Source organism: Rhizobium sp. 32-5/1 (assembly GCF_029537235.1).
Classification (GTDB): Bacteria; Pseudomonadota; Alphaproteobacteria; order Rhizobiales; family Rhizobiaceae; genus Pararhizobium.
Window position 1 is genome coordinate 324,761 of the sequence record NZ_CP120639.1, and the last position, 19,762, is coordinate 344,522.

Sequence of the window (19,762 nt, forward strand, 5' to 3'; positions counted from 1 at the left end):
CGTTGCGAACTTCGCCTACTCCCTGGAATTTCCACTCCAACGTGGCGCATTTTCGACGCAGGTCTTTTCGAAGGGAAATAGCGAATAGTCGCGATCGACGGTTTGTATGATATCGGTCACATATAAGGCTTCGTAGGAGAATCGCTATGTTGCCAGCAATCAGATTGAGTTCTTGGCATGACGGCTTCTTGGTTCGGCCACCAGCATTGGTCGAGTTTCGGGAGCTACGCAATATTCTGCTGTCGTTGACCGATTACGACGAGGGGAAGGTGGACATGATCTGCTCTTCCGTCGAAGAAGAGGGCGGCTGCGAGCTGGTGGATGAGGACGAAGACTGTCTCTTCGTTCTGGAACGGGTCCTGCATTCCTGAGACATCTTGGACAGAATCACGTGGGCCAGATGCCTGTAGTGGCACAATGTCTTATCCGAACTTCTGCCGGGACCAGTCGTCCAGCCGTTCATCAAGTTGCTGGCGGTCATCTTCGGAAAGACCCGACAAAATTCCCTTGAGTTGCGCAAGCGCCTCTTCGCGACCTTCCCGGGAGGCAAGCGTATACCAGAAGGCGGCTTCCATGGGATCAGCCTTGATGCCACTTTTGCCCTCGGCGTAGATATTCCCAAGATTGATATAGGCCGCGACAGCGCCGAGGCGAGCGGCGCGCGAAAACAGGTCGCGTGCGACCACATTGTCCTTCTTGACCCCGGTACCCTTCATATAGAGCGTGGCCAGATTGACCATCGAGCTCCGGTCGCCGACATTGGTCCCCCGCTGGAAATAATCTATGGCCCTGGCGATATCAGCCTTTGTTCCCAGCCCCTTGAGATAGAGCAGCCCGATCTTGTCCAGCGCCGAGGACCAGTTCTCATCCGCCGCGGCCGATAGCCATTTCATGGCAAGCGCATAGTCCTGCTTCACGCCCTGACCTTGCATATACATGAAGCCAACATTGCTCATATCCTCTACATGGCCGCGTTCCGCGGCATAGAGGTAGAGTTCGAATGCCTTGGAAATGTCCTTTTCGACGCCAAGGCCCTTGCGATACAGATTACCCATATTGTGATAGGCTGCCAGACTGCCAGCTTTCATGGCAATCTCATTCAGATCGCGCGCCTCCTCCCCTCGCCCGGCCTTGTCCAGTGCTCTCGCCAGCAGGGTCTTGAACCGCATGTTCGATGGATCCTGCTTCACGGCCGCTTCGCAGGCCGGGATGGCAATGTTCGGATCAAGGTTCGCATAGTCAACGCTGGGTCCGATCCTTTCCGGATCCGACGGATGCGCTGCGGCGAGATCGCAGGGGCTTGCCTCGATAATCGTTGGTTCGCCGGCGCGGGGCTGGAGAACGATATCGGTAATCAGGGACGAATTTTCCCAAGGGAGTTGTTTGCCTTCCGTGGCCTTGACGACCTTCACCCGCGCGCGTTTGAAAACGGTTTCGATGGATTGGCCCGGTTCGACTAGTGTTTCCGCGAGTGCCTCTGTGTAAGGGCTGTTCACACCGCTGCCATCTTGCGCAACGGCGCCGGGGGATGTCGAAAACGCGATCAGCGTGCCGGTCTTGTTGCTGGCAATCCTTGCAAGGCCGCGCGTTGCGCCGCCAGCAGCCGAGCGGGTCTTGGCTTGGCCGCTCCAGAACGGATTGTCGCGGCAGGCATCCAGGATGAAGATCAGGGAGCCTGCCTGGGACGCCTCGAACTGTCGTACGACCTCATTGGCGGCGATCGCGAACCAAGGCAGATCTTCAACGGAACTGAGCGCCGCATCCACCGGCACGAGATAGTTTTCCTCGTTCGCCTGTATACCGTGCCCGGCAAAGTAAATGACGATTATGTCGTCGGGCTGGATCCGGTTGCGAAAGTCGACCATGGCGCGGCCCATGGCGGTCTTGTCGGCATTGGTCAAAAGAGTGACGTCGAAACCGACCTGACGCAATGCCCCGGAGATTAATTCGGCATCGGCGACGGAGTTCTTGAGTGCGGGCAGCTTCTCATAGGATTTGTTGCCGATCACAAGCGCCAGCTTCCGAACAGCTTTGTCGGACTCCGCTGCGGCAAGAGGCCCGGCGAGAGCGAAGACCAGGGTCAAAATCGATAACATCAGCAGCTTGACGAATGTCACAGAGCGACCTCAACCATTGGGCGCTGACCGATCCTTAGCGCCGGATACGAAAATCAGTAATTCGACCTGTCACGGAACACCTCAACCTGCACTGGAGCCGTACTGGCCTTAATCCTATTTCTCGTGGTTCTGGCCTTTGCCTTCGGTTTAGCCTTTGGAGCTTTAACCGTAACGCAACGTTGCTTTGCGGATGATGCCTTGGTTCGGCAAATCTCAGGCTTTCCCGCAGTGGTTTCACAGCCGCTTATCACCATGCTTCCTGCCAGCATTGCGACCAAGGCAGTAATCTTTCCAGTCAAAAATTTCGTCATCACGACACCAGGTAACGAGAGGGGAAATTCATTTATGACAGAATGTAGCAACACACCTATAAGGCAAACAAACTGTGCTTAGCAAATGAGTATCTGTCAACTGGAAACCACAGAGTAAAGTGTTCTCTTTCCTGTTTTAACTGGGTGCTCACGTTCGCTACAGTGACCCCAGCAATTTGAATGCCGAAACTCAACCAGAGAGAGCGGGTTCAAGCGCGGCGCTTGCCGAGCGCTCGGGTCGGACACTTGTGGCTGACCTCCCACGCGAGTAGCTTGATGTTTGAGGCTATTGGTTTTTGAACCGGTTCCAGCCTTGCTGGTGGGGAAATCCGAATGAACGGAGGTCTGCGTGCTGTTCCTCAACGGAAACGATGCGTCCGTGCTCCGACATCGCGTCGTGGCAGAGCCCCATGCCAGAGCCCTGGCGGAGACTATTCTCGCACAGGCGCAAGCCATTATGGCCAAACCGCTGATAGACCGTCGTTTCGAGGTCGGGCGCCCCGTGATGCTCCAGACGTCACGGCTGATGGCGGATCGGGTCTTTCTTCTTGGCGTGGCCTTTTTCCTGACGGGCGGTCAGATCTACAGGCGGCGGCTGATCGATGAGATGCTTGCCGCCTGCAGCTTCCCAGACTGGAACAGGTCACATTTCCTCGATACGGCCGAAATGGTCGCCGCCATTGCCATCGGCCGCGACTGGTGCAAGCCGCTGCTGACATCCAGCGAAAAGAGGGTAATCGATGCCGCGATCGTCGATTTCGGACTTTTCCCGGGGTTGCGTTCGCTGATCAGCGGTTCGGCCTGGACAAAAACTCCGACCAACTGGAACATCGTGTGTTGCGGGGGTTTGATTGTCGCTGCGGTGGTCATGGACGACGCCGAAATTAGTGGCCCTGTTCTGGAAAAAGCCTGTAGCGCCATTCGGATTGGCCTTGCAGCCTATGGACAGGACGGCGGATGGCCTGAAGGTGCAAGCTACTGGGAGTATGCCACCCGGTTTGCCGTTCTGGCTTTCGCGGCTCTCGAAAGCAAGGGTAGCGCTTTGCTCACGGTGGATGAGTTTCCGGCCCTTGCCAGGACCTGGCGTTTTGGTCGAGCCCTTACCGCGCCCTCGGGAATGGTTTTCGATTCCGGCGACAGTATCGCGATCAGCCGCCGTCTGCCGGTCTATGGCTGGCTTGCACAGAAGAACAACGACAGGGAGGCAGCGCAGTGGCAGTGGCAGGCACCGGGTGACGTCCATCCGCTCGACCTTTTATGGTACACGTCCCCGTCGTCGACGCTGATATGCGAGGCGACACGCGCGACAGAACTATTCCGCGACGCAGGCTATGCCACACTGCAGAACACGGCCCCCCAGCAAGGGGTTTACCTTGCGATACAAGGGGGCTCAAATAGCACGAACCACGCGCATCTCGATCTCGGAACCTTCGTCCTCGAGTATCAGGGTATCCGTTTCGTGAGTGATCTCGGCCGCGGTGACTATTCAACCGCAGGCTATTTCGAACCGGACAAGCGGTTCACGCATTTCCTAACGCGGACCTGCGCGCACAACACCATCACCTTCGATGAACGCGATCAATCTCTCGACGCCAGAGCCGATTTCATCGCATCCCGCTCTGATTCGGAGGTCCAGGAAATCGCCTGTTGCATCGATGATCCGGGGGCATCCTTCCTTCATTATCGCGGGTTTGCATTGTGGGATGATGGCACCGTCGTCGTTCTTGATCGGTTGATGGCAAGAACCGCTGACGCAGCCCCATGCGATCTGGAATGGAGTATCCACACGCAGGCCACAGTGGCGGTCCACGATTCCAGGCTGGACCTCGTGCTCGCCGGCAAGCGGATATACCTCTGGGTCAACGGGTTCTCGAATACAGTACCCGCCGTAGAGCTCATCGGTGGCGGTGAATTTCCGTCGCGCGAGGGCGCATTTTCCCGCATCTCCCTGAAGACGGCGGCAGCAGGCGGCGCAGCGATCGCCGCTGTTTTCTCAGACAGGCCGGACGGCGATCATTCCGCAAGGACGAGGCGTCTGGATCGGTGGCTCGAAGAGCTCATGCACCCTGTCTTGCAATAGGCAATGAACGGACGATTGCCGCTGCCAATGCGACAGCCATATCGGGAATTCCGGCTCTTACTTGACCGGGCAGATGGATACCGTACCATTCATCCGATGGGATATTCCCAATTTCAAATGACAGGGTGAAGCATATGTTGGTGATGAAAATTCCAGCTGTCGTTCTATTCCTGCTGCTGAGCGCACTCGGTGCCCATGCCGAAGGCGATGCGAGGATCGCCCTGATCATTGGCAATTCAACCTATAAATCGCTGCCGAAGCTACCCAACCCGATAGAAGATGCGCGCCTGATGGAGAAGGCTCTGAAAGCCGTGGGCTTTGAGACAGTCACCATCGTCGATGCTACGCGGCAAAGGTTCATAGAGGGAATGAAGACGCTCTCGTCAAAGATCGGCCCCGAAAGCAGCGTGGTGGTCTTCTACGCCGGTCACGGAATACAGTACGAAAACGAGAACTATCTGATCCCGATCGACAGCGAATTGTCCGATGCGGCGAGCCTGCCCTTCGAAGCCTTCAGTCTGAAACTGGTGACGGACCAAATCGCGCGGCTGCAGCCGAAAATCGCCATTTTTATTCTCGACGCCTGCCGCAACAATCCCCTCGAGACCAACCGTTCCGCTGGAACCGCAGGGGCAACGCCGAATGGCGCGACACGCGGCCTTGCCCGAACGACGGGTCCCCTTGGGACCTATGTCGCCTATGCGACCGCGCCGGGCCAGGTGGCCACGGACGGACGGGGCAAGAACAGCCCTTTCACCCAAGCGCTGGCGCAGGTCATCACAACGCCCGGCCTTCCCGTCGAGCAGGTGTTCAAAAGGGTGCGCGAGCGGGTTGTTGAGGATACCAAAGGTGCACAGATTCCCTGGGACAATTCCTCGCTGATCAGGGATTTCTTCTTCAAGACAGCTTTGGCGGAAGAGCCCCAATTTTCGGTCGAGGCGACGCAGGATGCGCAAGCCTGGCAGGTTGCATCTGCGGCTGATACACAGAATGCCTACGCCACCTATCGCGATGCCTTTCCGCAGGGGCTTTTCGCTGAGATTGCCGAGGCGCGATTGAAGAGCCAGAAGGACAAGGAGCCGTCCACGGAGGTCGCAACGCTGCCCTTGCCGGTGGACCGGACGGTCGATGCTTCAAGTGATCTTCTGACCTGGAATGAAATTGCCGGCTCCAGCGATCCGGATCGGTATCGCGCCTATCTTGAAAAACACCCGAATGGTCTTTTCGCAAAGCTTGCCCGCCTGCGGCTGGAGGATCTTTCAAAGGACGGCATCAACGCGGTGACGAGCCTCAATGCAAAGCTTTCTCCCCAATTTGCTGAATTCGAGGAAACGCCGCTCTATCCGGAAATCACCGATTGCGATCGCCTGGCCGGCCATGTCCAGGAGATCGCGGATCCGTCCGTTGGTGTTTATTTCAGAGAAATCGTCCCGGAAAAAGCTATCCCGGCATGTCTTGAAGCGTTGAAGCAGTTTCCCGATAGCCTGCGCATTCTCGTCAATTATGCGCGGGCGATTGATGCGGCGGGCCGTCACGACGAAGCACGCGAAATCTACCGCATGGGTGCCGAGAAGGGTTTTCCAATTGCCATGCGGTCGCTCGGGGATGTCTATCGCGACGGGCGCGGCGTGGACAAGAACATGGACGAGGCGCGCTACTGGTACGTGCTGGGTGCCGCCAAGAGCAATGTATTTGCCGAGTTCAATCTCGGTCTCATTTTTCTGCAGGGCCTCGGCGTTCCCGAAAACAAGGAGAAAGCGGTCTTCTGGTTCTGGCGTGCGGCGCGGCAGGGGTTTGCACCGGCGATGCAACGGCTCGCCAATTTCTACATCACGGGGGAAGTGGTGAAGAAGGACGAGCAGCAAGGACGGATATTGCTGCAGGGTGCTGCCGAAATGGGCAATGCACCCTCCAAGCTCCGCTATGGCGAGGTGCTGATGCAAGGCATTGGTGGAGAAAAAGACCTCAAGGGCGGGAAGCAGTGGATCGAAAGTGCTGCTTGGAGCGGATATGGCGCCGCGCAGGTCAAGCTCGCCGGGCTTTACAGGGATGGGATCGGCGGAAAACCTGATGCCCAGCAGGCGCTGAACTGGCTTGTTGTGGCGGAAAAAGGCGGGGTCGCCACCGCGAAGGCTGCCGTTCCGTCGCTGGCGAAAAAGCTCGGCAAGGCTGGTCTCCAGAAGGCCGGAAAGTTTGCGGATAGCTTCGTTCCCAGGCCTTGAATCACCGCTGCGATCAGACCTGTTCCGTTTTTTGGAGGAAAAAGACCGCGTTGTTGTTGAGGCCGTACCAGGCGCTCCCCGGTATATTCATGGCGGTGAGGGTTCAGGAGAAAAACGGCGTCACGGACACTAGACCGGCCAACCTCCTTGTCGCCATGGATGTAGTTCTTGCCGAAGCGCGCCCGGAAGATGGATGCAAGGCAACGCTTAGGAGCGATATGCAGGACCCGGCGATTGCCGGTCAGCAGACCCTGTCCTTCAGAAAGGCGAAAACGAGGCGATGGCGCTCCAGCGAATGGCAGTTTTCACAGACGATGCCCTTGCGAACGAAGATCGATTTCTCCGTCCGGCGCGTGTCGACAAAGGTGCCGTGACCGCAAATATTGCCGGCTTTTTTATGGCGCCTCCCAAGTCACGCTCCTTATGACTTAGCGCCGGGTGATGTCGAAATCGGTGCGAACCAGCCGCGCATGATCCTCGATATACCGGGTGATTTCCCGCGCCCCGTTCGTCCATTTGATGAGGCGGCAGCGTGCGGCGATACGACGACGCTCGCCCGGATCCAGCAATTGCTCGACATGGGTCCGCACATGGGCAAGGTCATAGTCGCGGCGCATCAAGAGACCATGGCCTGTCAGTTCCGCCCATCGCGCGCGGTTCAGCTGCAGGTCCATTTCGTCGGCCTCATTGGGCATGAATAGCGTCGGGACCGCACCCAGGACATGTTCGTGGAACGTGTTGTAGCCGGCAGCGGTCACCGCTGCGTCGAAGGCACGGCTGTAGCGGAAACTCGGGAAAAGCTCTGCGACGCGGTAGCGCGGATGTGCCGGTCGCTCGGCAACCGCCTCTGCTGCGATGGGTGAACGCAAATCCAGAAGCACGGTGTCCGGGCGCTCAAGAACGGCGGCGATCACCGCTTCGCGAACGGGTCCAATGTCAAAATTTGCGCCGGATCCGAGTTGCAGAGCAACAACGGTGACACCGTCCGGCAAATCCAAGGCGGCGCGTGCCGCCTCGCGGCTCATCCGCTCGTCGGGCTCGATATGCAGTACGGGCTGTACAAGCAGAACTTTCCCACGCTCTTCCTTCGTCGGGCCGTGATCGAAATCCTCAGCCAGTTCCGCCGGTTCGACCACCGCATCGAAATGCGCGGAAAACTCCATAAACTGCCGGTGGTTCTCATGCCACATCGGCCGTCGGACCCAGATGGAGAAGATATTTGGAAACATCTTCAGCGCTTCGACTATGCCGCCATATACGGCGGTCGCGTCGTAGGCAAAAACCGCTGGTCGAAGATGGGTCAGGAGATCGAAGACTTCTTCTGCCAGGGTCCGGTTCCAGTCTTCCGTGGTGGCGTTCAAGTGTCGGTGATAGGTGAGGAAATGGGCCAGATAACCTTCTTGCACCAAAGCCTTCATGGAATGGGACATGGTCGCAAAGACCGCACGCAGGTCGGGGGAAGATGACGGGCGATCGCAAGTTGCCGAGCGAGGTGCCCCATACCTATGCCATTGGAGGAGACAAACAAAACGTTGCGTCGCGGCAAGGGGTCAGGCAGCCCGCTGGGTTGCGGCGATGCGATCCCGAACCGATCGCGCAGGCGGCCGATCCGCCCCTCGTAGACATCCGCAGAACAGATGTTGACGGCGAAACTACGCGCCTTGTGCGCTTGCGATTCGTAGGCTGCGGGATCTGCAACGAAGCGGCTGATTACCGTTTCAACCTGATCCGGTGTGGCATAAACGGCGGCCGCGCCGAATATGGTTTCGAAATGCGGTGGGATGATCACAACCAGGCCGACGGTTAGCGCTTCGAGGATTGTGCGGCCGAAGGCCTCCGACCATTTCTCGTCGTGATAATAGACATAGAAGTCCAGCGACGCGAGGAACGAAGCGATACCGGTAAAGGCAAAGGGCATGAGTTCCCAATTGCCAGGCAGCGGGCCGTATTTTCGCTGCAGGTAGTCGTCGGCTCCCAGTACCCGGATATGATAGCGTTTTCCGTCGGGCGGATAGGCCAGCCAAGCGTCTTCCCGCGAGGGCCATTTCAGTGGATCGGGCCGCGAATGCCGACCGATGACGATAGGCTCTCCGATCGGGCGGACGCCCCGTTCCGGCCATTCGTCGATGTCGATCAGGTTCATCCAGTCTTCTTCGAGGACCGTTGCCTGCTCCGGCAGTGTTCGCGACAAGCTGTTGCGCACCACCCCGCTGACCGGCGCGAATGCCGGCCACGGCCCGAAAGCGTCCCGGCAATTCCTGGAGATGATCGACAGATCGTACTGCCGCGCACCGTGGCGATCGAACATCGGGTGATGCAGGACCACGACCAGTGCACGGGTCTGTATGCGCAATGGGACCGTGGGGCGGTTCGCCATGATCGTCGGGTGATGGATCAGGACCAAGCCGGCCTCTATGGGCAAAGACGGATCGACCCGCTCCACGAGACCAGCATCAAGCATGCCGCGGATGTCGGGGTGCATCGGAAAGGGGAGCCCAAGAAGCGGCCCCTTGACCGTCAGGAGCCCGCAACGAAAACCGGCGCGGGCCGCGGCACGCATTTCTACCGCGATAGCAGTCGAGGTGCCACCCTCGAAGCGGGCGTCGGCGACGAACAGGATATCGAATTCAGCGCTCATCCGCACCGACCTTTGCCGTATCACTCGATACGGACGCAAGATAGGCCTCGACATTCTGTCCATAGGCCAGCAGGTGCAGCGGCTTCCATTTTGCCAGAAGCAGATCCCATCGCCCCTTCAGGTAACTTTCCCACGGCATGGTTTCTGCATGCGCCCTCTGTTGTTCAAGAGGGGGCAGATATTCGAACATGACGCCTTGCCGGCGAAACTGCATGAAATCGAGGCTGTTCGTGATGAACACCAGCCGGTGGCGGGGCAAAAATTTCCTTTTCGCGACCGAGATGATCTCATCGATATGGGAAGGATCGATCCCCAGAATGGTGATCATAACGACTGAGATGGAGGTGTCGGAGGCGTAGATATGGATTGTTTCGGGTTCTGTTGCCGCGGTGTCTTCTTTTTCCGAATTTCAAAAGCCAGTTTGGAACCACCACGAACGCCTCCGAAATCCGCCAGATCGGCTTTCCCGGCATTTAAACACGCGGCCTGGAAACAGGAAACAGATTTGCGGAAATTTGCTGTGGCTCAAAGTCTCTCCAAAGCTGATGACCCGGCGATCATCAGACTTTAACAGATTGTTCGATGAAATCCTCGGTTCCGAAGAACTTCAGGTAACGCTCGACCTCCGCCGGCTCCCCGGTCGCCTTGCGGGGATTATCCGATAGCTTGACCGCTGGGCGACCATTGGCATCACTCACCTTGCAGACGATCGAAATCGGGTTGAGCCCTTTGATTTCCATCGGCGCACAGTCGGCAAAATCATTGGTGAGGTTAGTGCCCCAACCGAAGCTCATGCGAACCCGGCCTTGGAAATGGCGATAGGTTTCGAGGATTGTTTGAGCGTCCAGGCCATCGGAGAAAATCAAGAGCTTCTCCCGCGGATCGCGGCCCATTTTTGTCCACCAAGCGATAATCTTTTCGCCCCCTCGATCGGTGGTGCACTGTCGGGCCTGAAACCGGTCCAGTCTGCAACCCAGTCCGGCGCACCGCGCAGGAACGCGGCCGTGCCAAAGGCGTCGGGTAGGACGATTAGAAGGTTGCCACCATAAAGGCGGTTCCAGTCCTGCAATACCTTGTAAGGGGCGACCGCAAGCTCTGCATCTGTCTTTGCCAGGGCTGCAACGACCATCGGCAGTTCATGTGCGTTGGTGCCGAGCGCCTCAAGGTCCGTATCCATGGCAAGAAGCACGTTGCTGGTCCCGGAAAAGGATGCGCCGATGCCTTCCTTCAACGCTTCCACGCACCAGCGCTGCCAGAGAAAACTGTGTCGACGCCGTGTCCCAAAATCGGATATCCTGAGATCGGGATAGACCTTCAACTGTTCGACCTTGGACCACATCTTGGCCTTGGCGCGGGCATAGAGAACGTCGAGGGCAAAGGGACCCATCTCCTTCATCGCCGTTCGGGATCGCAACTCGTTGATGATGGCCAATGCCGGAATCTCCCACATACTGGTGTGGGTCCATTTTCCTGGAAAAGTCAGTTCGTACTGACCATTGCGGCGCGAAAGCTCGTAGTCCGGCAATTGGAAGTCACCGAGCCAGGCGAGAAAGTCCGGCGCGAAAATCTGCTTTCGCCCATAGAATGTATTCCCAGCGAGCCAGATCATCTCCTTCTTGGTCAGCCGCAGACTGCGCACGTGATCGAGCTGCTCACGCAACTCCTGCTCGTCGATCTCGTCGGTCAAAAGCACAGTCTTGGTGCGGTTGATCAGGGAAAAGTTGCGTCCACATCCGGATAAAGCCGCCAAATCATCTGCAGCATCAAAAGCTTGTAAAAATCCGTATCGAGAAGGCTGCGCACGACGGGATCGAGCTTCCAGGCATTGTCGTAAACCCGCCGGGCGATATCGGTCTTGGTCATGTCCAGTCCTTTTCACGCACGGCGCTTATATGAAAGACCTACAGCGATCAACTTGGCCGCCTGCAGCCGCAACGGCAGATTTGCCGCTCGATACTCATGGCATGTTGGGGGCCGTTTTCGCAACAGCGCCCTTGCCACGCGACGAAACCTCATTCCAGAATGTGGATGGTCATTGTGCAGATTGTCCGGCCCTTGCATTCTCGCTTCGCCGTGCGAACGCCTTGATCGCGGCAGTGCATGGTGGTTTTTGGCTCGGCTTCGTGCAAAGAGCGAGCAGCGGCGGTCTTGATAAGCACCATCGGAATCACGATGGCGATCGGGATCGCCGGCATCAAAATCGGGCAAGATGATTTGCAGATGCATTGCCCGATGCGTGCGCGCGGTAGGGCATTATCGGATTGGGCCGAGGCGAAGCTCTACGAGATCATCGACAAAGTGAACTCGTCAATGTCGGCAGATGCATGTGTTGCGGGCGCAGGGGCAGATTGGGAGGAGGCGCAACAGGCATTTTACGACCAGCCTCCTCTTGAGGGACTTCCCGCTATACCTCCATAGCCGTTAAGGTCACCTCGAATCGAGGAGCATTCGGCCGGCATGAAGAACCTGCACAGACGTTTCCCCTGCATAACCGACATGGAAGCTTCCGCCGCGCGGCGCATGCCGGGGTTCGTCCATGACTATCTGGTCGGGGGCCTCGGGCGCGAGAGCAGCGTGCGGCGCAATATGGCGAGCTTCGATACGATCGAACTCATGCCCCGTTACTTGTCGGACGCACCATCACCGGATTTGAGCGTCACGCTTTTCGGAAAGCGTTTCGAGGCCCCGTTTGGGGTTGCACCACTTGGGCTTGCCGGGCTGCTATGGCCGGGGTGTGAAGTGCCTTTGGCGCAAGCGGCGAAGGCTCACAATATCCCGCATGTGCTCTCTACCTTCGCCAACCGGTCGATGGAAACCATCGGTCCCGAAGTCGGCGACAATGGCTGGTTCCAGTTCTATCCTCCAAACGACCCGGTGATGGAGCTCGACATGCTCGAGCGCGCAAGGTGCGCCGGCTATCAGACGCTGGTGCTGACCGTCGATGTACCAGCGCCCACCCGTCGCGAGCGCGATATCCGCAACGGTATGTCGGTTCCGCCGATCCTTGATGCGCGCACGCTGCTCCAGATCGCCACCCATCCGCGCTGGGCGCGCCATGTGCTGCGCCACGGCATTCCTGATTTCGAGAACCTGTCACCCTATTTTCCAAAGGGCGTATCGCTGAAGGAATCAGCTGCCTTTGTTGGCCGTGTTATGACCGGCCATCTCAGCACCGAGCGCGTGCGTCGCCTACGCGATGCCTGGAACGGGAAAATGCTGATCAAGGGCGTATTGGATGCCACCGAAGCCGAGGCCTATATTGCGCTCGGCACCAACGGCCTTATCGTCTCCAACCATGGTGGTCGACAACTGGATGCAGCACCCACCGCGGTCTCTGTTCTGCCCGGCATCCGCAGCAAACTCGGCCCCAGCGTCCCGATCCTCGCCGATGGCGGCATCCGCTCCGGCCTCGACATCGCCCGTATGTTGGCGCTGGGAGCTGACGCTGTCCTGCTGGGCCGACCGTTCATCTTTGCTAGTGCGGCCATCGGGGTCGAGGGCGGCGACCACCTGATGACCATTCTCAAAGCGGAACTGTCCGGCGCCATGGCGCAGCTCGGATGTCGGACCGTTGCGGAGCTGCCGTCATTCCTTCACAGCTCGCATTAAAATGGCGCATGAGATGTCTTCATGACCGTCCTTGATGACCTTATCGACGCTCTTGGCCCGGATGCAGTTCTCGTCGGTGTTGCCATCGGTGAACGCCATCGCAGCAATGCCAGCACCACCGGACGCGCACTTCCGCTTGCGGTGGTGTACCCATCGAGCACGCAACAGGTCTCGCGGATACTTGCCATCTGCGACCGTCACCGTCAGCCGATCGTGCCGCAGGGTGGCCTCACCGGTCTTGCAGGCGGCGCAAATGCGGCGGGTGGCGAGATTGCACTGTCGCTCGAGCGATTGTCCGGGATCGAAGAGATCGACGCCGATGCAGGCACGATGACGGTGCTGGCCGGCACACCGCTCGAAATCGCCCAGCGCGCTGCGGAAGAAGCGGGCCTGCTGTTGCCGATCGATCTTGGAGCGCGCGGTTCCTGCCAGATCGGCGGCAATCTTTCCACCAATGCCGGTGGCATTCGCGTCATTCGCCACGGGGTCACCCGTGACAACGTGCTCGGGCTGGAAGCTGTCCTTGCCGATGGCACCGTGTTGACCTCACTCAACAAGATGATGAAGAACAACACCGGCTATGATCTGCGGCAATTCTTCATTGGTTCGGAAGGCACGCTTGGCATCATCACCCGTGCCGTGCTGCGCCTTCGCCCCCTGCCCGCCGCCCGGCTGACAGCGCTCTGCGCCTTGGAAACCTATTCCGATGTCGTCGCACTTTTGAAATTTGCGCAGCGCGAGCTTTCCGGGCTGTCAGCTTTCGAGGCGATGTGGGAGAACTATTTCCGCTTTAATGCGGAGGCGCTGAGGCTTACGCTCTTCGAAAGGGCAACGCCATTTGCGGTGATCGTCGAACAGGATGTTGGCGGTACCGCCGAAGACAAGGACCGGTTCGAGGCCTTCCTCGGCAAAGCCGTCGAGGACGGCATCGTCACGGATGCTTTGATCGCCCAGTCGGAAAAGGAAGCCCGTACCTTCTGGTCGGTGCGCGAAGGTCATGCGATGGACCAGCGGCTGCCGGGCCTCGTCAATCTCGACATCAGCCTGCCCATCGGTCGGCTTGACGATTTCGCTCGCGACTGCGAGGCGGCCCTTCGGGCGCGTTTCTCCAACGCCCATGTCTCCTTCTTCGGCCACGTCGGCGACAGCAACTTGCATGTGGCTGTCTGGATCCAAAACAGGGGCGAACACGAGCTGCATGAAATTGATACGATCGCCTATGACCTCGTGCGGAAATACAATGGCTCGATTTCCGCCGAACATGGCATTGGCACGCTGAAACGCGATTTCCTCGATCATTCCCGCAATGAAGCCGAACTCGCCGTCATGCGACGGATCAAACGAGCGGTCGATCCGAACGGCATCCTCAATCCGGGCAAGGTTTTGCCGGTTTAACTAGCCTTACAATGACAGGCGTTGGCGTCCCCGTAGCAGACGGGACAGCCGGGTTCATCCCGTTTGACATCGCCCCGACAGATGAGGAATATGCTGTGATAGATCAACCAAGGGGTGTCGGGCCCTTCGCGCGTTACGAAAGCTGCGCTGGGTGGCTCTTTGGCTGATACTGGAACATTCTGCTTCGTCAATTCCTCAAATCCGGAGCAAGGGACCAATGGCCGATACAGGCAAGAACGCGAAGGCTCCCATCGCCCTGGCGGTGATTTCCGGCTATCTGATCCTGCGTTGTTTATGGCGGGTGTTCATCCCCGGCAGTGAATATGCGCTACCACCTTGGCCCATTCTCTCGCTGATTTTCGACACTCTTTTGATGGCAAGCCTCTTCATCTTCAAGCCGCAGGTCCCTGTCGCTCGCCCGGATGATCCGGTCCAAATCCGCTATGCCACCCCGTTGTTTATGGGTGGAATAGTAGCCACCGCAATCATGGTGCTGATCAGAATCTCGAGCGACAAGGGGTGGTGGACAGGGCACATGATGTAAGCATTCGTCAAAAACCGTAGGGCAGACACTGCAGGACATCCCGTTTCGCCATTCAACCGCACCATCTCCGCCCCCAGTGACTGTGTCACACGATTTCACGCTCAAGCTTTCCCTTGAAATCGCCCGCTGTGGCCACCTTCAATCTCGCCGACCCGACAAATAAACCGCCACGCTTAGGAAAATGTTCTTGACTCTCACGCAGAAAATGAGAACATTACGGGAACAAAACAGAGGAAATTTGCCCCATGAGTGAAAAATTCATCGTCATGCCATTCAAGAAAGTTCGCGGCGGGCTGGCGCCGGGTGAAATGCGTCAGGCGTCGAACGCCATCAGTGCGGAGAAGATCGCGACCGCCATGGCACCTCGACACGTCGGCGTTGCGGCCTACGCGGTTCAGGTTGATGAGGAAAGCGGCGATATGAGCAGCCCGCGCGTCCTTATCCAGTTCGGCGAGATCGCCGACTTGGCCGCATGAGGAAGGGAGACTGCCATGCGCAACACGCAAGAGGTCCTGGAGAGAACCCAACTTCTCCTCGCAAAGAACCGAGCATTTCGCGAGCGCTGTGAGGCGGGCCGCGATGAGCTTCGAGCGCGCATCGAAGTGGCCCAGATCAAACGCGGCCAGCTGTCTTTTGTATTTCCGACGAAAACTCAAAGTCGCAACCATTGAGCCGCGGCTAGCGTCCCACGTTCCGCCCCATTGAAAATTGAACATTCCCTGCGCTGTGAACCACACAGGAGAGCCGACCCGTGCGCCCAATGAAGTCCCTCCCCTGGAAACGGCAGAACCGCCGGAATTCGATGAATACGCCGCCACGCTGATCTGGCACGACGGTGACAAGGCTGCGGCGATCCGCACCTTGCTCGCTGATTGTCGCCATCTCCGCGAGCAACTGGCGCTGTCGCGTATTGCAATGAGCCTGGGATTTACGCGCGGGTGGATGCCTTCGCCGGACAGGAATGATGCCTGAAAAGCCACTGGCGTGAGATGATCCATTCGGCATTGCTGGCTGGCTGGCCAATCTCAAGATGAACGGCCAATTCACGTTGCATTCAGTCAGGAAGGCTCATGGTGAGCCACAGTCTTGAAAGGATGTCCAAATGAGAAAGATAATCCAGATCATCGGTGCCGCTGCTGTTGCTGTGGTGGTAGGCCTTACAACATTTACGCCGGTTTCGGCCGCTCCATTCGTCCCTGCAGGGAGGCAAGTGACGTCTGACGTTCAGACCGTCCAATATCGCCACAGAGACGACGACGGCCCGCGTTGGAAAAGACGATATGAACGTCGTCACTACCGTGCTGAGCGACGCTATGACCGTCGCGGCTACTGGAACGGGCACCGGGGTTATCGCGAACACCGCCGGCACAGGCGCCATTATGATGGCTACTACGGCGGCCCCGGTTTCCAGATCATCATTCGCTAGGTGGTCATAGAGTAAGAATAAGCTGTCATTCCGAAAGGCGTGGCGGCTTTTTCGCTGGCGGCGGTAAAAGGAACATTGGGCTTGGCAGCGCGGGTCTCCGGCAAAAGGGAAAAATCTCATGGATTTCGCATCTCGAAATGCCTGATTGACGACCCTCACCAAATTGTAGAATTGCAAGAAGCGCTGGACTACCCCGTCCTCGACTTGAGCCAGAGCGGCCGGCTGAACAGCTCGCGCCGCAACTGAGCGGACGTCCCGCTGATCGCTTACTCGTGCGTTTTGTCGATGGCCGCGACGTGGCCCGCTAGCATCCCAACCGGAGGGGGTGCCGATGGTTCACGAAAATCACGTTGCAGGCGCAATAGTTGCAGGCCTCAGGAACGGGAAACTGGACACATCTCCATTTTGGGAAAGACGACTGAATTGTTTTTTCGCGTAGGAAACGCAACTTCGCCGGTCTGAAACGGCACGCTAACGGGATCGACCCGCTTGGAATGGCCGCCGTATGCCGGCCTGCAAATAGCTGTTGACGCTGTGCAAGAATGCCGGATATCAGACAGCGGGTCCCGCTCCCGGCGCGAAATGGTTCTGCATGGACACTCTTCGGTATTATACCAGTGCGCAGGTCGCATCGGACTTGATCACTTACTCGTTCTGCACGCTGGTGACCGATTTCACCCGGTACGAAAGTATGGTCAAGTCGTTTCGGCATCTCGGGTTCGATGCGGGCGATTGCGAATTTCTTTACATCGACAATACGGTTCGCAACCAGGCTGACGCGTTTTCTGGTTACAACTCTTTTCTGCGCAAGGTACGAGGCCGCTATGTCGTCCTCTGCCACCAGGACGTCACCGGCCTTGACGACGGGCGCGAAGGCCTGGATCGACTGTTATCCCAGCTGTCCGGGCAGGATCGGTTCTGGGCGCTGTGCGGCAATGCGGGCGTGGATGGCAGTGGCCGGCGCTGCATCCGGATATCCGACCCCTATTCCCCCGACCAGTCTATCGGGGGCCCTTTTCCCCGCCGTGTCGTCAGCCTCGACGAAAATTTCATCGTGGTCCGGAACGAGGCAAATCTGGCGCTGTCGCGGGATCTGTCGGGCTATCATTGGTACGGGGCGGACCTATGCATCATCGCGGACATTCTCGGCTGGACGGCCTACGTCATCGATTTCCATGTGTGGCATGACAGCAAGGGGCATATGGATGATAAATATATGCTTCTTCGACGCGGCCTGCGCGAGAAATACCGCCGCGCGTTCCGGTCCAGGGTGCACAGGGTCGTGAGTGAACGCAACATTTACCTATCGGGGCAGCGGATTGTTCCGGCAATCATCAATGGAGCGCTGGATCTGTCCATCTGGCTCTATGCGCATTTCAAGCGGCTAGTCCTGTCGAAGATGAAGCATCGATAGAAAGAAAGCACGCCCACCCCACAAGCGCTGATTTCCCGCTCCGATTAGGGCAAGAGGGCTGGACTGGTCCGTCCATTGTTTGCGGACATTGGCACTCCTTTTCGCGGGTTCGCCAGCGCCGATTAATCTCCCTCCGGATGCACAGCACCTTCCCGAACACGATCAGTTGCCTCAACAAGCGCGCCGGTCTATCTGGCATGATCGCGAGCAAGGCACGTCACTGCTAGCGTGAAACCGGATCGTTTTCTCCGGCGTCATGCGCTGCTCCACCGCAGTGAATACGGGATAGATCCAATACCGACGATGCCGGATGGCCGCAACAAGCGAACCGATGGCGTATATCGTGACGAGCTGGCCGATGGCGGAGGGTGCGACAGCCAGGTCAGCGCTCATCTGCGGCAGAAGTCCTGCCGGCAGCGATTCCGTCAGAATGGTGATAAAGCCAGCCATGGCAAGGGCAAGCAGGGCCGCCATCGGCAATCGGCCGTCGCCTGGCCTTGCGTTCGCCGGACGCTTCTCCGGGATCGAACAGGACATGGCTTTCAACCGGTCCTTCCGAGTTTAGGCAGAACCAGGTCGCCGACGCTGTATGTGTGGAATTCGCTGGTCGAGACAGTGTCCAGCCTGCGGAATTTCTCAACGAAAACAGGATCCGAGAAGAACTCGTCCACATTGCCCGCGCCCTGGATCGCTTCGATGTTGACCACGGTCAGCCCGTCCGTGCTCTTGGCCAGATTGCTCCAGAGAAATCCCGGCTTTCTCTCTGCCACATAGTGGACGACGTCCTGGATGATCTGAAATGCCTCATCTTGCTTGCCCGGATGGGCGTGAATGACGTTGACGATAAAGGTGGTCGGTTCCGGCAATGCGACAAAGCCGGCTGGGGACTGCGTAGTCATGTATTTTTCCTTTCACGAAATCGGCCTTGTTCGCCGTGCCCCCTAGATATTGGTCGGCCGATAGGCGATAAATAGGCGCGTATTCCGATGAGTACGGAAACTTATTCCTTAATAGGCCCAGTTATGGACAAGCTTGGTACGCTCGGCATCTTCGTGCAGACGGCAGAGGGCGGCAGCTTTGTCGCCGCGTCACAACGGTTGGGTCTCTCCAGTTCGGCCGTTGGCAAGGCAATTGCGCGTCTCGAGCAGGAGATGGGTGTGCGCCTCTTCCACCGCTCGACGCGCAGCATGACGCTGACCGAGGAAGGCAGTTTCTTTCTCGACAGCTGTCGCCGTATCCTGTCCGAACTGGATTCGGCGCAGGCGCAGCTTTCAAGGTCGCACGGCAAGCCTCGCGGCTTGCTGCGGGTGAGCTTCCCGCTGACCGGGATGCTGCTCATGCCAGCGGTATCGGCATTCATGAAAGCTTACCCCGAAATCAATCTGGATCTGGATTTTACCGATCGTCTCGTTGATGTGATCGAAGAGGGTTTTGATGCCGTTGTCCGCACCGGCGAGGTGCGTGACACGCGGCTGATGAGCCGCAAGCTTGGCTCATTCAGACACCGGATCGTGGCCTCACCCGACTATCTGAGAACCGAGGGCAGGCCCCAGACCCCTGAAGACCTGCTGGGTCATCGCTGCATGCATCATCGATATGCCAATTCGGGCAAACTGGAACCATGGCCCTTGGCAAGAGACGGCAAGGACCTGCGCATCGCCCTGCCGACGACGACAATCGCCAGCACGCTTGAACCGCTAATTCATCTTGCCGAGAACGGCTTTGGCATAACCTGCCTGCCATATTTCGCGGTGGCTCAACAGCTGGGGGAAGGCAAGCTGATCCCGATACTGGACGACTTTACGGCCGAGACGGGTGTCTTCCGCGTCCTGTGGCCAACGAGCCGTTATCTATCCCCGAAAATTCGCGTGTTCGTGGATTTCATGGCTGATAATCTGTTCGCGTCAGAGAGGCCTACAGGTCATGCAAATGGAGAGAACGCTGGCTAGAGTTTTCAGCCACCTCAACGCTTCCTGTTGGCACATTCCGGTCAATCCGAAAGATTC

At 58.0% G+C, this 19,762-nt stretch carries 20 protein-coding genes and 2 pseudogenes; 15 read left to right on the forward strand and 7 right to left on the reverse strand.

The annotated features are described in order from the left end of the window. Positions 1 to 146 precede the first annotated feature (146 nt). On the forward strand, positions 147 to 371 hold the full coding sequence (locus P6U16_RS23080) for a hypothetical protein (RefSeq protein ID WP_277704630.1): 225 nt from the start codon (positions 147 to 149) through the stop codon (positions 369 to 371). A gap of 51 nt (positions 372 to 422) precedes the next feature. Here the strand turns inward: P6U16_RS23080 and P6U16_RS23085 are convergent, their stop codons facing one another. Then, positions 423 to 2,117: a caspase family protein gene (locus P6U16_RS23085; RefSeq protein ID WP_277704631.1), complete on the reverse strand. Its 1,695-nt coding sequence runs from the start codon at positions 2,115 to 2,117 to the stop codon at positions 423 to 425. 660 nt (positions 2,118 to 2,777) lie between these two features. On the opposite strand from P6U16_RS23085, the gene P6U16_RS23090 reads away from it, so the two are divergent. From P6U16_RS23090 to P6U16_RS23100, 3 genes are all read left to right on the forward strand, one after another. Continuing rightward, entirely contained in the window at positions 2,778 to 4,508 is a 1,731-nt protein-coding gene (locus P6U16_RS23090; protein WP_277704632.1) for a heparinase II/III family protein, read from the forward strand. A gap of 143 nt (positions 4,509 to 4,651) precedes the next feature. Further along, on the forward strand, positions 4,652 to 6,730 hold the full coding sequence (locus tag P6U16_RS23095) for a caspase family protein (RefSeq protein ID WP_277704633.1): 2,079 nt from the start codon (positions 4,652 to 4,654) through the stop codon (positions 6,728 to 6,730). Between the two features lie 89 nt (positions 6,731 to 6,819). Then, positions 6,820 to 7,104: a hypothetical protein gene (locus tag P6U16_RS23100; RefSeq protein ID WP_277704634.1), complete on the forward strand. Its 285-nt coding sequence runs from the start codon at positions 6,820 to 6,822 to the stop codon at positions 7,102 to 7,104. 54 nt (positions 7,105 to 7,158) lie between these two features. On the opposite strand, the gene P6U16_RS23105 is transcribed toward P6U16_RS23100, so the two are convergent. The 4 genes and pseudogenes from P6U16_RS23105 to pncB form a co-directional block, all read right to left on the reverse strand. Continuing rightward, positions 7,159 to 8,160 (reverse strand): hypothetical protein, encoded by a 1,002-nt coding sequence (locus P6U16_RS23105; RefSeq protein WP_277704635.1) that lies wholly within the window; start codon positions 8,158 to 8,160, stop codon positions 7,159 to 7,161. Further along, positions 8,145 to 9,368: a hypothetical protein gene (locus tag P6U16_RS23110; protein ID WP_277704636.1), complete on the reverse strand. Its 1,224-nt coding sequence runs from the start codon at positions 9,366 to 9,368 to the stop codon at positions 8,145 to 8,147. Before P6U16_RS23110 ends, P6U16_RS23105 begins: the two co-directional genes overlap by 16 nt. Next, entirely contained in the window at positions 9,358 to 9,696 is a 339-nt protein-coding gene (locus tag P6U16_RS23115; protein WP_277704637.1) for a hypothetical protein, read from the reverse strand. Before P6U16_RS23115 ends, P6U16_RS23110 begins: the two co-directional genes overlap by 11 nt. 232 nt (positions 9,697 to 9,928) lie before the next feature. Beyond that, positions 9,929 to 11,231 (reverse strand): annotated as a pseudogene (gene pncB / locus P6U16_RS23120) (nicotinate phosphoribosyltransferase). A gap of 309 nt (positions 11,232 to 11,540) precedes the next feature. Here pncB and P6U16_RS23125 point away from each other — a divergent pair. The 10 genes from P6U16_RS23125 (at position 11,541) to P6U16_RS23170 (ending at position 17,756) form a co-directional block, all read left to right on the forward strand. Beyond that, the gene (locus tag P6U16_RS23125; protein ID WP_277704638.1) at positions 11,541 to 11,786 is read left to right on the forward strand and encodes a hypothetical protein; all 246 of its coding nucleotides are present in this window, start codon (positions 11,541 to 11,543) and stop codon (positions 11,784 to 11,786) included. A gap of 39 nt (positions 11,787 to 11,825) precedes the next feature. Next, complete coding sequence (locus P6U16_RS23130; RefSeq protein ID WP_277704639.1) at positions 11,826 to 12,977, forward strand: alpha-hydroxy acid oxidase; 1,152 nt, start codon at positions 11,826 to 11,828, stop codon at positions 12,975 to 12,977. A gap of 21 nt (positions 12,978 to 12,998) precedes the next feature. Then, entirely contained in the window at positions 12,999 to 14,372 is a 1,374-nt protein-coding gene (locus P6U16_RS23135; RefSeq protein ID WP_277704640.1) for an FAD-binding oxidoreductase, read from the forward strand. Positions 14,373 to 14,589: 217 nt separating this feature from the next. Beyond that, positions 14,590 to 14,916, forward strand: coding sequence for a hypothetical protein (locus tag P6U16_RS23140; RefSeq protein ID WP_277704641.1), 327 nt, complete (start codon positions 14,590 to 14,592; stop codon positions 14,914 to 14,916). A gap of 245 nt (positions 14,917 to 15,161) precedes the next feature. After that, a complete protein-coding gene (locus tag P6U16_RS23145) occupies positions 15,162 to 15,392 on the forward strand; it encodes a hypothetical protein (RefSeq protein ID WP_277704642.1) in 231 nt (76 codons plus the stop codon). A 15-nt stretch (positions 15,393 to 15,407) separates the two neighbouring features. Further along, positions 15,408 to 15,587: a hypothetical protein gene (locus P6U16_RS23150; RefSeq protein ID WP_277704643.1), complete on the forward strand. Its 180-nt coding sequence runs from the start codon at positions 15,408 to 15,410 to the stop codon at positions 15,585 to 15,587. A 37-nt stretch (positions 15,588 to 15,624) separates the two neighbouring features. Beyond that, complete coding sequence (locus P6U16_RS23155; protein ID WP_349017734.1) at positions 15,625 to 15,888, forward strand: hypothetical protein; 264 nt, start codon at positions 15,625 to 15,627, stop codon at positions 15,886 to 15,888. Positions 15,889 to 16,018: 130 nt separating this feature from the next. Next, positions 16,019 to 16,342, forward strand: a complete 324-nt coding sequence (locus P6U16_RS23160; protein ID WP_277704644.1) for a hypothetical protein — start codon at positions 16,019 to 16,021, stop codon at positions 16,340 to 16,342. Positions 16,343 to 16,381: 39 nt separating this feature from the next. Beyond that, positions 16,382 to 16,588: a hypothetical protein gene (locus tag P6U16_RS23165; RefSeq protein WP_277704645.1), complete on the forward strand. Its 207-nt coding sequence runs from the start codon at positions 16,382 to 16,384 to the stop codon at positions 16,586 to 16,588. A gap of 346 nt (positions 16,589 to 16,934) precedes the next feature. Further along, entirely contained in the window at positions 16,935 to 17,756 is an 822-nt protein-coding gene (locus tag P6U16_RS23170; RefSeq protein ID WP_277704646.1) for a hypothetical protein, read from the forward strand. A 309-nt stretch (positions 17,757 to 18,065) separates the two neighbouring features. On the opposite strand, the pseudogene P6U16_RS23175 reads toward P6U16_RS23170, so the two are convergent. Next, positions 18,066 to 18,293 (reverse strand): annotated as a pseudogene (locus P6U16_RS23175) (MFS transporter); the annotation flags it as partial. Positions 18,294 to 18,298: 5 nt separating this feature from the next. Beyond that, positions 18,299 to 18,655: an antibiotic biosynthesis monooxygenase gene (locus P6U16_RS23180; protein WP_277704647.1), complete on the reverse strand. Its 357-nt coding sequence runs from the start codon at positions 18,653 to 18,655 to the stop codon at positions 18,299 to 18,301. Between the two features lie 123 nt (positions 18,656 to 18,778). On the opposite strand from P6U16_RS23180, the gene P6U16_RS23185 reads away from it, so the two are divergent. Next, positions 18,779 to 19,705 carry a LysR family transcriptional regulator gene (locus P6U16_RS23185; protein ID WP_277704873.1) on the forward strand — a complete coding sequence of 309 codons (927 nt, stop codon included), beginning with the start codon at positions 18,779 to 18,781 and terminating at the stop codon, positions 19,703 to 19,705. The last annotated feature ends 57 nt before the right edge of the window (positions 19,706 to 19,762 follow it).

What these genes read in the sequence shown, in the direction of transcription:
- P6U16_RS23080 (WP_277704630.1), top strand. Translation starts at nt 147, where the DNA reads ATGTTGCCAGCAATCAGATTGAGTTCTTGGCATGACGGCTTCTTGGTT.
- P6U16_RS23095 (WP_277704633.1), top strand. Translation starts at nt 4,652, where the DNA reads ATGAAAATTCCAGCTGTCGTTCTATTCCTGCTGCTGAGCGCACTCGGT.
- P6U16_RS23100 (WP_277704634.1), top strand. Translation starts at nt 6,820, where the DNA reads ATGGCGGTGAGGGTTCAGGAGAAAAACGGCGTCACGGACACTAGACCG.
- P6U16_RS23105 (WP_277704635.1), bottom strand. Translation starts at nt 8,160, where the DNA reads ATGTCCCATTCCATGAAGGCTTTGGTGCAAGAAGGTTATCTGGCCCAT.
- P6U16_RS23110 (WP_277704636.1), bottom strand. Translation starts at nt 9,368, where the DNA reads ATGAGCGCTGAATTCGATATCCTGTTCGTCGCCGACGCCCGCTTCGAG.
- P6U16_RS23115 (WP_277704637.1), bottom strand. Translation starts at nt 9,696, where the DNA reads ATGATCACCATTCTGGGGATCGATCCTTCCCATATCGATGAGATCATC.
- P6U16_RS23125 (WP_277704638.1), top strand. Translation starts at nt 11,541, where the DNA reads ATGGCGATCGGGATCGCCGGCATCAAAATCGGGCAAGATGATTTGCAG.
- P6U16_RS23130 (WP_277704639.1), top strand. Translation starts at nt 11,826, where the DNA reads ATGAAGAACCTGCACAGACGTTTCCCCTGCATAACCGACATGGAAGCT.
- P6U16_RS23135 (WP_277704640.1), top strand. Translation starts at nt 12,999, where the DNA reads ATGACCGTCCTTGATGACCTTATCGACGCTCTTGGCCCGGATGCAGTT.
- P6U16_RS23140 (WP_277704641.1), top strand. Translation starts at nt 14,590, where the DNA reads ATGGCCGATACAGGCAAGAACGCGAAGGCTCCCATCGCCCTGGCGGTG.
- P6U16_RS23145 (WP_277704642.1), top strand. Translation starts at nt 15,162, where the DNA reads ATGAGTGAAAAATTCATCGTCATGCCATTCAAGAAAGTTCGCGGCGGG.
- P6U16_RS23150 (WP_277704643.1), top strand. Translation starts at nt 15,408, where the DNA reads ATGCGCAACACGCAAGAGGTCCTGGAGAGAACCCAACTTCTCCTCGCA.
- P6U16_RS23160 (WP_277704644.1), top strand. Translation starts at nt 16,019, where the DNA reads ATGAGAAAGATAATCCAGATCATCGGTGCCGCTGCTGTTGCTGTGGTG.
- P6U16_RS23170 (WP_277704646.1), top strand. Translation starts at nt 16,935, where the DNA reads ATGGACACTCTTCGGTATTATACCAGTGCGCAGGTCGCATCGGACTTG.
- P6U16_RS23180 (WP_277704647.1), bottom strand. Translation starts at nt 18,655, where the DNA reads ATGACTACGCAGTCCCCAGCCGGCTTTGTCGCATTGCCGGAACCGACC.
- P6U16_RS23185 (WP_277704873.1), top strand. Translation starts at nt 18,779, where the DNA reads ATGGACAAGCTTGGTACGCTCGGCATCTTCGTGCAGACGGCAGAGGGC.